At 61.5% G+C, this 13,943-nt stretch carries 11 protein-coding genes; 5 read left to right on the forward strand and 6 right to left on the reverse strand.

What is annotated here, in order from left to right; all coding sequences use genetic code 11:
- Nucleotides 1-15 precede the first annotated feature (15 nt).
- The 3 genes from ACXU4B_RS08245 (at nt 16) to ACXU4B_RS08255 (ending at nt 5,224) form a co-directional block, all read left to right on the forward strand.
- Nucleotides 16-2,118, forward strand: coding sequence for a tetratricopeptide repeat protein (locus ACXU4B_RS08245; protein ID WP_131409467.1), 2,103 nt, complete (start codon nt 16-18; stop codon nt 2,116-2,118).
- On the forward strand, nt 2,115-4,151 hold the full coding sequence (locus tag ACXU4B_RS08250; protein ID WP_240734045.1) for a hypothetical protein: 2,037 nt from the start codon (nt 2,115-2,117) through the stop codon (nt 4,149-4,151). The genes ACXU4B_RS08245 and ACXU4B_RS08250 overlap by 4 nt, the downstream gene beginning before the upstream one ends.
- 155 nt (nt 4,152-4,306) lie before the next feature.
- Nucleotides 4,307-5,224, forward strand: coding sequence for a lysylphosphatidylglycerol synthase domain-containing protein (locus tag ACXU4B_RS08255; protein WP_165583167.1), 918 nt, complete (start codon nt 4,307-4,309; stop codon nt 5,222-5,224).
- Nucleotides 5,225-5,245: 21 nt separating this feature from the next.
- On the opposite strand, the gene ACXU4B_RS08260 is transcribed toward ACXU4B_RS08255, so the two are convergent.
- From ACXU4B_RS08260 to ACXU4B_RS08285, 6 genes are all read right to left on the reverse strand, one after another.
- A complete protein-coding gene (locus ACXU4B_RS08260; protein ID WP_131409471.1) occupies nt 5,246-5,767 on the reverse strand; it encodes an acyltransferase in 522 nt (173 codons plus the stop codon).
- Nucleotides 5,768-5,814: 47 nt separating this feature from the next.
- Nucleotides 5,815-6,570 (reverse strand): class I SAM-dependent methyltransferase, encoded by a 756-nt coding sequence (locus ACXU4B_RS08265; protein ID WP_131409473.1) that lies wholly within the window; start codon nt 6,568-6,570, stop codon nt 5,815-5,817.
- Entirely contained in the window at nt 6,567-7,724 is a 1,158-nt protein-coding gene (locus ACXU4B_RS08270; protein WP_131409475.1) for a glycosyltransferase, read from the reverse strand. Before ACXU4B_RS08270 ends, ACXU4B_RS08265 begins: the two co-directional genes overlap by 4 nt.
- Nucleotides 7,724-8,428, reverse strand: coding sequence for a class I SAM-dependent methyltransferase (locus ACXU4B_RS08275; RefSeq protein WP_131409477.1), 705 nt, complete (start codon nt 8,426-8,428; stop codon nt 7,724-7,726). Before ACXU4B_RS08275 ends, ACXU4B_RS08270 begins: the two co-directional genes overlap by 1 nt.
- A complete protein-coding gene (locus tag ACXU4B_RS08280; RefSeq protein WP_131409479.1) occupies nt 8,425-9,285 on the reverse strand; it encodes a glycosyltransferase family 2 protein in 861 nt (286 codons plus the stop codon). The genes ACXU4B_RS08275 and ACXU4B_RS08280 overlap by 4 nt, the downstream gene beginning before the upstream one ends.
- Before the next feature lie 113 nt (nt 9,286-9,398).
- On the reverse strand, nt 9,399-10,571 hold the full coding sequence (locus ACXU4B_RS08285) for a DegT/DnrJ/EryC1/StrS family aminotransferase (protein ID WP_240734046.1): 1,173 nt from the start codon (nt 10,569-10,571) through the stop codon (nt 9,399-9,401).
- A gap of 230 nt (nt 10,572-10,801) precedes the next feature.
- Between ACXU4B_RS08285 and pilB the strand changes: the two genes are divergently transcribed.
- Together pilB and ACXU4B_RS08295 are read left to right on the forward strand one after the other, a co-directional pair.
- A complete protein-coding gene (gene pilB / locus ACXU4B_RS08290; RefSeq protein ID WP_131409483.1) occupies nt 10,802-12,523 on the forward strand; it encodes a type IV-A pilus assembly ATPase PilB in 1,722 nt (573 codons plus the stop codon).
- 143 nt (nt 12,524-12,666) lie between these two features.
- Nucleotides 12,667-13,935 (forward strand): type II secretion system F family protein, encoded by a 1,269-nt coding sequence (locus ACXU4B_RS08295; RefSeq protein ID WP_131409485.1) that lies wholly within the window; start codon nt 12,667-12,669, stop codon nt 13,933-13,935.
- The last annotated feature ends 8 nt before the right edge of the window (nt 13,936-13,943 follow it).

Consider the following 13,943-nt stretch of genomic DNA (forward strand, 5'->3'; position numbering starts at 1 on the left):
GAGCCAGGGCCATCCATGCCACGCAGCCGTGGACTTCTCATTGCGCTGACCGCCTGCAGCCTGTTGATTGTGGCTACATGGGCCTACCTGCCGGGCCTTCATGGCGGCTTCCTGTTCGACGACTTTATCAACCTGCCTGCGCTCGGCGCCGAAGGCCCCGTCCACGGCTGGGCAGCGTTCTGGCGCTATATCACCTCCGGGCAGGCCGACCCCACCGGTCGCCCGCTGGCCTTGCTCAGCTTTCTGCTTGATGCCCGCGACTGGCCCGCCGACCCGCTGCCGTTCAAGCGCACCAGCTTGCTGCTGCATCTGTTCAACGGCGCCCTGCTGACTCTGCTGCTGCGCAACTTGGGCCACGCGCTGGGGTCAGTGGAATCCGCCGCGCTTCGCCTGCGTATCGACCTCGCTGCCTTGCTGGGCGCCGGCCTCTGGCTGCTCCACCCGCTCCTGCTGTCGACCACGCTGTATATCGTGCAGCGCGAAGCGATGCTGCCAGCCACGTTCACCCTGCTCGGCCTGCTGGCGTGGCTGCACGGCCGGGCCGCGCTTCTTGGCGGGCGCCGTGCGGCCGGACTGGCCTGGATCGCGCTTGGCCTTGGCGCCTGCACCGTGCTTGCCGTGCTGAGCAAGGCCAATGGCCTGCTGCTGCCGTCGCTGGCGCTGGTGATCGAGTACGCGCTGTTGCGGTCCAGTGACATGGGAGGTGCCGCGACGCTGAACCACGCATCCAACGACACAAGCACAGCCTCTTCCCCACAAGCCTATCGCCTGGCGATGTACGTGTTCGCCTGGTTGCCGACGTTGCTCACGGCAGGCTATCTGATACAGCAAGCCATCAAGGGATTTTCGCACGGTGTCGCTGGCATCCGTCCCTGGACCCTGGGTCAGCGCCTGCTGACCGAGCCGCGCGTGCTGATGGACTACCTGGAGTTGCTCTGGTTGCCCCGGCCGTTTACCGCCGGATTGTTCAACGACCAGATCCAGGCATCGTCGTCGCTGTGGTCACCCGCAACCACGCTGCCCGCGCTGCTGGGAGTCATTGGATTGATCGCGGGTGGTTGGCTGTCGCGCAGGAAAGCCCCCGCCCTCGCCACGGCCCTGTTGTTCTACTTTGTCGGCCAGTCGCTGGAGTCGAGCACGATTCCGCTGGAACTGTATTTCGAACACCGCAACTACCTTCCGGCCATGCTGATGTTCTGGCCCCTGGCGCTATGGCTGTGTGGCATCAGGCGCGGGACAGCGCCACGGGAAGACGAAGCCAGCCGCCCACGGGTTCGCCTGTCCCTCGCCCATCCCGCATTCGGGAAATATCGCATCGCCTTCGCGCTGGCCCTGGTGGCCATGCTGGCGCTGATGACTCATGCACGGGCAGAGCTATGGGGTGATCCGCATGACCAGGCCCTGCTGTGGGCCCGATTCAATCCCGACTCGCCACGGGCGCAAGCCAACGCGGCGCAGGCGGAAATGGGCGCCGGTCACCCGGAGCGGGCCGTGGCCAGGCTCCGGTCGGCACTCCAAATGCACCCCAGCGAACCGCAGCTGACCCTGAATCTGCTCGCCGCCGAGTGCCAGCAGGGCACCGTGACCACCGCGACACTGACTGCGGCCCAGGCATCTCTGGCCACCTCGCGCGATCCTGGCGGTCTTCTCACAAGCTGGTTCGAGGGTGCGATAGCCCAGGCGGCAACACCCACCTGCCCCCAGGCCAGTCTGGACAATCTGCAAAAGCTGCTTGACGCCGCCTTCGAAAACCAAGAGCTCATGGAACACGCTGGCCGCCGGCAGGATCTATATTATCTGCGAGGTCGCATTGCGCTGGCGCGAGGCGATGCGGCAGCCGCGCTGAGCGATTTCGACAAGTCGCTGGAGCAGGAGGTTCGAGCGGCGATCGCACTCCGTCAAGCCGCGCTGTTTGGAGCGCAAGGTTTTCCGGGCCAGGGACTGGCGCATCTGGACTATTACGCGCGTATCCGCCAGCGGGAACAGAAGCCTGCGCCGAGCATGGCGCGGATTCATGCATGGGTGCTCGAGCGACAGAATTATTGGGGCAATGAGCTCACCCAATTACGTGCCACTCTCGCTGAAGACGTTGCTCGACAGGTTACCCAAGGCCAATGAATTCCGTACTCCGCATGTTCACAATCAGTTTTCGACGTCGTGGAGACGCCGGCTGGCTTGTCATCGCCATTGCACTGGTCATTGCTGGCGCGATCTATAGTGCCGGCCTGTCCGGCACTTATGTGTTCGATGACTATCCCAATATCGTCGACAACAAAGGTGTCCAGCCGTCGGATTCAAGCTTCCCCTCACTCATTCGTGCCGCACTTTCATCACCATCCAGTGAGTTCAAGAGGCCTCTCGCGTCGCTGAGCTTTGCATTGAACTACCTGATGACGGGCCTTGATCCGTACTGGATGAAGGTCACCAACCTGGTCATCCACTTGCTCAATGGCGTCCTGGCATTCCTGCTGACGCGCACTCTGTGCACTGCCACTCGCAGTCCATGGCGCACCCGGACGATGCCGTCGGCTTCCGCGTTTCGCGCCGAAGACGGCTTGCTTGCCGCATTGATTGCGGCTGCCTGGCTCCTGCTACCTATCAACCTGACCGCTGTCCTTTATGTGGTTCAGCGCATGGAAAGCATGGCGAACCTGTTCGTGCTCGCGGGCCTGCTCGGCTACGTAAAGGGGCGGATGAGCATGCAACGCGAGCACAGGCGCACGGCCTTGCCGGAGGATGGCCAGCCGTCACCGGCATGGACTGAACGAGGGCTCCTGCTGTGCGTCACCAGCATCACGCTACCAACGCTTCTCGGCCTGCTCGCCAAGGAAACAGCCGTCATGCTGCCCTTGTATGCGCTGCTCGTCGAATGGGTGCTTTTCCAGTTTCGCAGTAGCGGGTCCAATGGACGGGACAGGCGTGTCGTTGGGCTGTTTCTCGTCCTGCTTCTGTTGCCGATGCTTGTGGGGTTGGCTTGGTTGCTCCCAGGCCTTCTACAGTCGGAAGCCTGGACGACCCGCGACTTCACGCTGCGCACGCGACTGCTTAGCGAGTGCCGAATCGTCATCGGCTATCTCAAGTGGACGCTATGGCCAGCGCCGAGTGAACTTTCCTTCTACCACGACAATTTTCGCATTTCTTCCGGCCTGCTTTCCCCCTGGACAACGCTGGCCAGCTTCGTCGCCTTGATCGCCCTGCTGGTCATGTCCATTTGGCTTCGCTTTCGCCAACCTCTGGCAGCGCTTGGCATCCTGCTTTTTCTTGCCTGTCACGTGCTCACTGGAACCGTCCTGCCACTCGAGTTGGTCTATGAACATCGCAACTATTTTGCGAGCTTTGGTGTCTTGCTCGCAGTAGTGCCATTGTTGATCGGGCCACCTGGCATAGGGGTCAGCCCAGTTCGCCTCAGACTCGCTCGTCGCGCCCTGCTCGCGTGTCTTTTTCTTTGGTGGACTGGGATGACCGCCATCACCGCCCAGGCATGGGGCAACCCCTTGCGGCTGGCGATCGAACTGGCGGCACGTGGACCCGAGTCCCCCCGTGCGCAATACGAACTCGGCCGCACCTACATCATCTACTCCAAGTACGATCCGAAATCTCGTTTTACCGTGTTGGCCAACGAGGCACTTCAGAAGGCAGCGAGCATTCCCAATTCGTCAATCTTGCCGCTACAAGCCTTGATCTTCATGAATTCCCGCATGCATCTGCCGTTGGACGACCAATGGTGGGACGCCATGATCACCAAGCTCAAGGATCGCAAGCCGGGAGTACAGGATGAAAGCTCTCTGGGGGCGTTGACCCAGTGCGCGCATGACGGCCAGTGCGACCTACCTCACGACAGGATGGTCGCAGCCTACCTTGCAGCACTTTCTCACCCCCATCCAACCGCACGTCTGCTCGCGATGTACAGTGATTACGCATGGAACGTCCTCGGGGACCGCGCACTGGGCCAGCACATGATTGCCATGGCCGTAGAGACGGCCCCGAAGGAGTCGGCATATCGCCTCACGCAAATTCGCATGCTCCTGGCCCAGGAGCGCACGGATGAGGCGCGGGCGGCCTTGAACGGCTTGCGGCAGCTGAATATAGGGGGCCAGCTTGATGTCACGGTCAGCGAATTGAGTCGCGCCATTGCGCAACAGGATCGATAACTTCTCGTGAACTCGTCAGGACGCGGTGAATTGCGCTCGCCCGCCCAAACCGCCAGATCGATAGCTGCTGATACTCTCAAACTGGACTACTAGCTAACTTGAGCGACCCCCGCACAACGCCCATGCCCCTCCCGGTCCGTCGTGGCTGGCGCAGGATGGCCCGCGCGACACTTACAGCCGCTGCACTCGCCGCGCTACTCCTGGCGGCATGGCAATACCGGGCACCCATCTGGCATGTCGTGACCTCGACCAATCCATGGCTGCTTGCCCTTTCAACGTTGCTGGCGCTCTTGTCGAACTATTTGACCGGAATGCCCTTTCAAAGCTTTCTGAAACAAAGCGGCATCGAAATTCAGGCCCGAATTTCCTGTTACCTGCAGCTGGTCGTTCAAGTCACCAAGTACATCCCGGGCAACATCTGGGGTGCCCTGCTTCAAGCACAACTGATCGGCAGCACGCGTGTCGGCAGTCTATTCCTGGCTGGCATCGACACGAGTGTGTTCTTCATGATGACTGTTGGCTCAACGGGCCTTGGCCTGCTTGTCTATTGCCACAGTGCAGCACTTGGATGCCTGGTGGCCTGCGCCGGGTGGTTGTTCTCCGCAGCGATCGCCTCGTCCGCTTGGCTCGCCCGGCTTGTGAGCCGCACTGCGAGGGTCTTTGGCAAAGAACTATCAGCCACCCCCAGTGACTCGAGCTTTCGTGAAGTTGGACGGCTATTCATGTGGGCCGCCATTCACTCAATGATCATGCTGGCATCCATTTTTGCACTGCTCATCGCAACCACCGGTTACGGCGGCAATGACCTCATCGTGGGCGCAGCAAGCATCTGCCTGGCCTGGGTTGCAGGGACGATCGCCATTGTCGTCCCGAGTGGCCTGGGCGTCAGGGAAGTGGCCTTTGTCTATCTCGCCAGCAAACTCGGAGTGTCAGCAGACGTGAAGTCTCTTGCAGCCATCGCCATTATCGCGCGAGTGACGCTAACCTTGCCCGACATGCTTGCCGCGGCGATCGTTGCGATCGTCGAGGCCCGAAGCGCCTTGTCCAAGGGGCTCCGTAGCCGGACCCTCTAGCCGATCATCGGGCATCGTGCATCAAGATAGGTCGAGGAGCCGCGTCTTGCGCGCAGGCACACCTACGTACACGGCGCCACTGTCCAGATTGGTGATCACCAGGGTCATGGCGCCCACAACTACGAAATCTCCAATTGAAGCACCCGACATGATGGTTGCGCCCGCCCCTATCCAAGAATAGGAGCCAATTCGAACCGTATAGGTCGTCTTCGGGAAATGGTTAGCCAATGGCGACGCGTGGCGCTCGCCAGGGTCGCTATGGGTGATGACCTGGACCCGCGGCGCAAGCGTGACACCTCTCCCAAGGATGACCCTACCCTCGAGGTCGATAAGGCAGCCTGGGCCAATGAAAACATCGTCTCCCAAGTCTAGGTTTGAAAAGCCTTGGCGCAGATTGATGAACTGACACTCGCTGACACGGACATTTCGTCCTATTTGTGCGCCAAACAGCGCAAGCAGACGCCCGCGCAGCTTCGGGTGGATACACCAACGAAGCAGCTTTTCAATGATGAGAAATATGCCGTGCCGTATTTGGTCCGCCATCAATTCCTCCCTCTCGACATTCTGGCCGGCGCCGGATTCGCCGCAACCTAACCGCGCTTGCTGAGTACCCAGACGTATCCGGGAAAACACCAATAGGCCAAATGCACCCAGAGTCCAGCAACGATACCCTTAAGCCTCGAATTCACCATATAGCGCGTGCCATATCGATCCGGGTCCGCGAGGACTTTAGAGGTGAAGTCATTGACTAGAAATTCGCCAGTCAAGCGGCGCAACCCGAAAAGTGTCAAATGACGCTCGTGATAGAAACGGCCCCTTCCAAGAATTCGCAGGTATCTATGCGCCCAGCTCACAGGAACAATCGACAGGAACGGCAACTTGTAATGCTGCTCGATGACGCACCAACGATTTGTCGCGGCGAAATAACATACGCCGTCTGCTGCCAGAACGCGGCGTATCTCTCTCATCATTTGCACGGGGTCGGGAACGTGTTCGTAAACCTGGGAGCAAATGATGATATCCATGCTGCCATCTGGAAAGTCCAGCGACATGGCATCACCAACCTCAAACGAGGTGTTGGCGGCGGAGCAACGCTCCCTCGCAAGCTCGATGGCGTCCTGGTCTATGTCAATGCCGGTTGAGTGCGCCACGCGCGTGGACAGCACCTCATCAATGATTCCTGTTGAACACCCCACGTTCAAAACTCTGGCCCTGGCCAATCGCTCAGGGCCGAGCGCTTCTTCAAGGACGGCGAGCATGGTCAGCGCCTTGCGTTGCCTTCCTTCGACGGCGTGCATCGCCGCATTCCCCTTCGAGAACCCGTACTGGTAACCGCGCTCCGTCATGCGTTCTCCTGGGTGGAGGAGTCCACCAGGCCAAGCGTTCGACACAGCTTGTTTGCATCCATGGAAAATCTCTTCCCGCAGTCAAGCATGGCCGAACGCATGCGCTCAGGAGCCTCGCCAAGAGCACTGCGAATGGCCTCCGCGTAAGACCTGGAGTCAACGGAATTGGCCACGACACCGACATGATGCTCGGCCATCAGATGGGGCAAATCGCCGACAGGCATTGAAATGACCGGCAACTGCATTTTCATAGCATCGGAAAAAACGACCGGAATGCTCTCTATTCGCGATGGAAGAAGCAAAAAGTCCGCCTCGCCCAAAGCATGCGCCGCCTCATCACGATCGAGGAATCCGCTCAACCTAATGGGCCGCCCCATTCCCTGAAGCGCCTCGACTCGATCACGCACGAGGCCTTCCAGTGGTCCACCGCCAGCGATGTGCACCTCGGCAATCCGAGACCAACTACCCTCGTCCAACTCCGCCATGGCTTCGAGCAACAAGTCGACTCCCTTGTTGGGATGCCAGCGACCGAGAAACAGCAGGCGATAAGGTGGTGCACTCGCGAGAGGTCGCGTTCGCACCTGATCAAGGCGTCGCGTGCTAGGCAGAAACTCAAACGGGCAACCACTGATGCTCTCGGCATCTTGTCCGAGGCGCAGGCCGTCAGCAAAGCGATGCGAAGCATTCCTGATGACCTTGCGCAGCACCGATCGCACGATGGGAGTCTTCCCTAGCGTCCAAATGTCGCTGCCCAGCGCCCACACCGAGTAGGGCACGCCATGTCTCCGCGAAGCCTCCAATGCCGCCCAGCCCGAAGGCAATGCCCAGAAGGCAAGGACATGGGCCACTCGGCCATCGCCACTCGCGGCCAAAGTCTCGGCCCGGAGTGAGCCAAGCGTGCCAACGATGGCCGGCCAATCGGTCACGCGCAGTGGAGACAGCAATGACAAGGGGCGGCCCGGCGAAGTGAATCGACGAACCTGCACTGCTCCCATCGGCGCATCGACTCCCGCCCGCTCCCCCGGCGCCACGACTCTCACCGGCACCCTCGCGGCGAGTTCCGATGCCACATCTGCAACAAAGGCACCTGCCGCTTCGCTACCGTCACCGGCCTGCGGGAAGGAAGTCGTGACGATTAACAACGTGTCGCGCATCAAGGTTTGCGAACCTCCATGACGTAGCCCGTCGCCATGGGGCCCCAATCTGGCCAAAGGCGGCTGGCGAGCGACGCCGTCAAATTAACGACGAGTACGGCCAGCATGGCTACCGGCAACAACAGAATTCCCACCACACCTCGACGCTCGTATACGCCGCCTGCTATCGCAAGAGACGCCAGCAGGCCCGCAGCGCGAATTGCGTGCCCCGTCTTGGTGATCGATACCACCTTCAACCCGGCGCGCTCCGCGTCACGACGCAATCCATACTCCGTGAATCGCTGAAAGTCGTACGGAGCATCATGCAGGGGGTACAGGAATGGCATTGAAACCCATGCCCGCCCACTCGGTTTGAGGACCCGGCAAATCTCGACAATGACATTCAAGGGATTCGGCACATGCTCCAACACTTCAAGACAACAAACGCCGTCAAAACAGGCGTCCGCGAATGGAATCGATGCAGCGTCGGCGAACACGTGCGGACGAGAGCCGTAGAGATCGCGCCCGGTGGCTGGATAGTCGAGGGCCACATAGTCCACGGCGCCTGAACAGTGGGCCTTCAACCACTGGTCCGCTGCGCCGACATCAAGCATTCTGCCCATGACTTCAGAGACGCCCGTCGGCACCTGCCTCCGACCCAGCAGCCATTGCGGGTGAATGGGAGTGGTCTTGAGCCAGCCCAACGATGATCGCAGCCACTTCATGTCCTGTTGGGGCGAACGTAAGTCAGTGAAGTGATTTGCTCCGACACCAGGCCGATCAGAAAAATGATGACCGATGCACTCCACAGCAAGGTGCTCATATTCGTCAGGCGCCCACCATGAACAAAGGTCCAGGCGTAGTTCGTACAACCAAGCAGGAAGAACAGGACGCTCGCCGGAGCGAACAGCTTCAGCGGCGAGTAAAGCGTGGCGATCTTGAAGATGATAAGCAAGAAGCGGATACCGTCGCGAATCGGCTTGATATGGCTCTTGCCTACCCGCTGTGCTGCTTTGATCGGCACGTAGGCGACCGGATAGGCGCTGCGGAAAAAGGCCATGGTGCTGGTTGTGGGGTAGGAAAAGCCGTTCGGCAACAGGTGCAGGAATTCACGGAATCGGTCTGCGCGCACTGCGCGATAACCTGAGGTCAGGTCGGCAACCGTGTGGCCGGTCATGCGGGTAGCCAGCCAGTTGTAGATGGTATTGGCCACGCCGCGTCCCACGCCGGCCTGACTACTCCAGTCACGAGCGCCAACCACCATATCGAAGCCCTGGTCCAGCTTCTCCAGGAGGCGCGCAATATCGGCTGGATCGTGCTGACCATCGCCATCCATGAAGACCAGGATGTCGCCGTTGGCTGCTCGCGCCCCTCGCTTGATGGCAGCACCGTTACCCATCGAATAGGGTGAAGACAGACAGAGAACGCCGCTGGCTTTGCAGATGTCGCGAGTATCGTCATCAGAACCATCGTCAACCACGATGATTTCTGCCTCAGGCTGGGCAGCCCGAAGACGGGGCAAAAGGTCTTTCAGTGCCGCGCCTTCATTCTTGGCGGGCAGGACAATGCTGAGGCGACTCAAGAGGGTTCCCCCGATAGTGACGCGGAATCATAACCTGAGGATGGCTGGCAAATTGAGGCAGATTTGACGGTTGATGCACCGTGAGTCGAGGGCGTCGCCAGCCTTCCCCCGGGTCAACCCTTGATCAGTGTCCGCACGGCGGAGATGACGCGATCGCTATCCTCGTCAGACATGGCTGGCGACAGCGGGAGGCTGACTGTCTGGCGCCCCAATCGCATGGCGTTCGGCCACTGCTGGGGGCGCCATCCAAAGCGCTCCTGGTAGTAAGGATGCTCCGGCACCGACAGGTAGTGCACGCCGGTGCCGATGCGCTGGGCATTCATCGCCTCGAGGAAATCGTCCCGGCTGATGCCGCATTGCGCCTCGTCAACCATGATCGTGTAGAGGTGGTAGCCGTGCCGCGTATCCGCCTCAGGCGCCGCCGGCAGGCCCAGCGGCAAGCCCGCGAAGGCCTCGTCATAACGCTGCCACAGCTCGCGCCGGCGCAGCCAGTTCTGCTCGACGCGGGCCAGCTGATGGATACCGATCGCCGCCTGCAGGTCCATCATGTTGTACTTGAAGCCGCACTCCACCACCTGGTAATGCCGGTAACCCTTGTCACTGAATCGATGCCAGGCGTCCTTGCTCATGCCATGCAGGGCCAGGATGCGGGCCCGGGCGATGCGCTCCTCGTCCCGGCCAAGGATCATGCCGCCCTCACCGGTCACTACGTTCTTGGTGACATAGAAGCTGTAGCAGCCGAAATCGCCGAAGGTGCCGGCCGCCCGCCCCCGGAATTCGGTCTCGATGGCGTGGGCACAGTCCTCGATCACGACCAGGTCGTGCTGCTCGGCGATCGCCATGATGCGATCCATGGCGCAGGGACGGCCGGCAAAGTGCACCGGCAGGATGGCCCGCGTGCGCGGCGTGATGGCTGCCTCGATGGCACCCGGGTCGATGTTCTGGGTGATGGGGTCCACATCCGCCAGCACAGGTGTCAGCCCGGCATGCAGGATGGCGTTGACCGTGGCGCAGAACGTAAGCGGCGTGGTGATGACCTCGCTGCCCGGCTCCAGGCCTGCGGCAACCAGGCTCACATGCAACGCCGCAGTACAGGAATTGACCGCAGCCACCTGGCTCGGGCGTGCACCCCGCCAGGCGGCAAAATCCCGCTCGAACTGGGCCACACGCGGGCCGGTCCCCAGCCAGCCTGACCGCAAACAGGCCTCTACCTCGGCAATCTCAGCCTCCTCAATACGAGGGGCGCCAAAGACCAGGAAAGGAGGCTGCGATTCAATATTGGACACTGGCTGAGGTCTCTGGGCGAAAGCGGCATTTCTATCGCAACCAGATGGGAAGGTCCATGCCCGAATGGCCAGTTTGGGCATGTCTGTTGCTTGACTTCAACTGGACGCCAGCGGCGGCGGGCGATCTGTGCACCCCATCACCTTCGAAACAGCCCCCCGTCGCTGCTGCGTGACCTACCCGCCCAACTGGGGTAAATTCCCAGTCAATCAGGGGGCTGAGCCAAATCGCTATGTCTACGCTAATGCAACCCTCGCTCGCAGGCCTGTCGGGCATGGCGCGCAGGCTGGTCTCGGAAGATGTGCTGCCCGAAGCCGACGTGCGCAAGGCAATGGCCGATTCGGTCCAGCACAAGACCACGCTCGCCGCGTGGCTGCTGGACCACAATCTGGTGGACAGCGCCCGCCTCACCCGCATCGCCTCCGACGAGTTCGGCATGCCGATGATGGACGTGAGCGCCCTGGTCCCGGCCAACATGCCGATCAACCTGATCAGCGAGGCGCTGGTCAACAAGCACCACGCCCTGCCCCTGTTCAAGCGCGGCAAACGCCTGTTCGTGGGTATCGCCGACCCCATGCAGTCGCATGCGCTGGACGAGATCAAGTTCCACTCCAACTGCATGGTGGAACCGATCCTGGTGGAGCGCGGGCAGTTGCTTCGCTCCATCGAGACCCTGCTCAACGCCATGAGCAACGCGGTGCCCGACATGGGCAGCGGCGATCTCGACGACCTGGCCCTGGAAAGCGGCGACGACGAGGCCGAGTCCACCGGCATCGACGCCACCGCCAACGACGACGCGCCGGTGGTCAAGTTCGTCAACAAGATCCTGGTCGACGCGATCAAGCGCGGCGCCTCGGACATTCATTTCGAACCCTTCGAGACGCAGTACCGCGTGCGCCTGCGCATGGATGGCATGTTGCGCGCCGTGGCCAGCCCGCCGATGAAGCTGGCCGCCCGCATTTCCTCCCGCATCAAGGTGATGGCGGGCCTGGACATCGCCGAGCGCCGCGTGCCGCAGGACGGCCGCATCAAGCTCAACCTGTCCAAGAGCCGCGCGGTGGACTTCCGCGTCAGCACGCTGCCGACGCTGTTCGGCGAGAAGATCGTGATGCGTATCCTCGACGGCTCGGCGGCCAAGCTGGGCATCGATGCGCTGGGCTATGAGGACGTGCAGAAGCAGCTCTACCTCGAAGCCATCCACAAGCCCTATGGCATGGTGCTGGTGACCGGACCGACCGGCTCCGGCAAGACGGTGTCGCTCTATACGGCGCTGAATATCCTCAACACGGCCGAGCGGAACATCTCGACGGTCGAGGATCCGGTGGAAATCCGCGTCGAAGGCATCAACCAGGTGCAGCAGAACGTGAAGCGCGGCATGACCTTCGCCGCGGCCCTGCGCTCCTTCCTGCGCCAGGACCCGGACATCATCATGGTGGGCGAAATCCGCGACCTGGAAACCGCCGAGATCGCGGTCAAGGCCGCCCAGACCGGTCACATGGTGCTTTCCACCCTGCATACCAACGATGCGTCGCAGACCATTTCGCGACTGATGAACATGGGCATTGCGCCCTACAACATCACCTCGTCGGTGACCCTGATCATCGCCCAGCGCCTGGCCCGCCGGCTGCACGAGTGCAAGAAGCCGATGGACTTGCCGCCGCAGGCCATGCTCGCGGCCGGCTTCACCCAGGAAGACATCGATGCGGGCCTGACCCTTTATGAGGCGCGCGGCTGCGACAGCTGCAACGAGGGCTACAAGGGCCGCGTCGGCATCTACCAGGTGATGCCCATGCTGGAGGACATCCAGAAGATCATCCTGCAGGGCGGCAATGCACTCCAGATCGCCGAGGTCGCCCGCAAGGCGGGCATCAACGACTTGCGCGCGTCCGCCCTGCTCAAGGTCAAGAAGGGCGTCACCAGCCTCGCCGAGATCGATCGCGTCACCAAGGATTGAGGTCCGGCCTGGCCAGACAGGGCCTTTCGTCACACCAAAGATGCGCCCGGTGCCACGAATTGCTCTACGGGAATGACTTAAGCTGCAAAATCAGGTAGTCGCCATCGTAAGGCGACCCGACCGTACCAGCAGGGGGAATCGCAATGGCCACGGCCACCGCCACCGCTAAGAATGTGAAGACGCTCGGCGCCCAGCGTGCCGAAATCAGCAAGATGACCACGTACGACTGGGTCGCGCTGGACAAGCGCGGCAAGCGTATGAAGGGCGAAATGCCCGCGAAGAACGCCTCGCTGGTCAAGGCCGAGCTGCGCCGCCAGGGCATGAATCCGCAGACCGTGCGCGAACGGGGCAAGCCCCTGTTCGGCGCCAGCGGCAGCACGGTCACACCGCGCGATGTCGCCATCTTCAGTCGCCAGATCGCCACCATGATGGCCTCGGGCGTGCCGATGGTGCAGTCGTTCGAGATCATCGCCGACGGCCAGAAGAACATCCGCTTCAAGAACATCCTCAACGATGTGAAGCAGGGCATCGAGGGCGGTTCGGCCCTGCATGAAGCACTGGGCAAGTACCCGGTGCAGTTCGACGAGCTCTATCGCAACCTGGTCCACGCCGGCGAATCGGCCGGTGTGCTCGACACGGTGCTCGATACGGTCGCCACCTACAAGGAGCGCACCGAGAGTATCAAGGCCAAGATCAAGAAGGCACTTTTCTATCCGGTGATGGTGCTGGTGGTGGCACTGCTCGTCAGCATGGTCTTGCTGCTCTTCGTGGTTCCCGTGTTCTCGCAGACCTTCAAGGATGCGGGCGCGGAACTCCCGGCACCGACCCAGGTGGTCATCAGTGCCTCCGAATTCATGAAGTCATACTGGTGGCTGGTCATCGGCAGCATCGTCGGTGGCGTCGTCGCCCTGATGATGGCCAAGCAGCGCTCGACGAAATTCGCCCATTTCCTCGACCGCGTGATGCTGCGACTGCCGGTGATCGGCAACATCCTGCGCCAGTCGGCGCTGGCCCGTTTCGCACGCACGCTGGGCGTGACGTTTCGCGCGGGCGTGCCCCTGGTCGAAGCGATGGACGCGGTGGCCGGCGCCACCGGCAGCATTGTCTATGGCGAGGCCGTCAAGCAGATGCGCGAGGACGTCGCCGTCGGCCATCAGCTGCAGCTGTCCATGCGCCAGACGGGCCTGTTCCCCAACATGATGGTGCAGATGGTCGGCATCGGCGAGGAATCGGGCGCGCTGGACCACATGCTGTTCAAGGTCGCCGAGTTCTACGAGGAAGAGGTGAACAACGCGGTCGACACGCTCTCGAGCCTGCTCGAACCGCTGATCATGGTGATCCTCGGCGTGCTGGTGGGCGGCATGGTGATCTCGCTGTACCTCCCGATCTTCAAGCTCGCAGGCACCGTGTAAGCTCTCGC

Source organism: Dyella soli (assembly GCF_054482295.1).

What these genes read in the sequence shown, in the direction of transcription:
- ACXU4B_RS08245 (WP_131409467.1), top strand. Translation starts at nt 16, where the DNA reads ATGCCACGCAGCCGTGGACTTCTCATTGCGCTGACCGCCTGCAGCCTG.
- ACXU4B_RS08250 (WP_240734045.1), top strand. Translation starts at nt 2,115, where the DNA reads ATGAATTCCGTACTCCGCATGTTCACAATCAGTTTTCGACGTCGTGGA.
- ACXU4B_RS08255 (WP_165583167.1), top strand. Translation starts at nt 4,307, where the DNA reads ATGGCCCGCGCGACACTTACAGCCGCTGCACTCGCCGCGCTACTCCTG.
- ACXU4B_RS08260 (WP_131409471.1), bottom strand. Translation starts at nt 5,767, where the DNA reads ATGGCGGACCAAATACGGCACGGCATATTTCTCATCATTGAAAAGCTG.
- ACXU4B_RS08265 (WP_131409473.1), bottom strand. Translation starts at nt 6,570, where the DNA reads ATGACGGAGCGCGGTTACCAGTACGGGTTCTCGAAGGGGAATGCGGCG.
- ACXU4B_RS08270 (WP_131409475.1), bottom strand. Translation starts at nt 7,724, where the DNA reads ATGCGCGACACGTTGTTAATCGTCACGACTTCCTTCCCGCAGGCCGGT.
- ACXU4B_RS08275 (WP_131409477.1), bottom strand. Translation starts at nt 8,428, where the DNA reads ATGAAGTGGCTGCGATCATCGTTGGGCTGGCTCAAGACCACTCCCATT.
- pilB (WP_131409483.1), top strand. Translation starts at nt 10,802, where the DNA reads ATGTCTACGCTAATGCAACCCTCGCTCGCAGGCCTGTCGGGCATGGCG.
- ACXU4B_RS08295 (WP_131409485.1), top strand. Translation starts at nt 12,667, where the DNA reads ATGGCCACGGCCACCGCCACCGCTAAGAATGTGAAGACGCTCGGCGCC.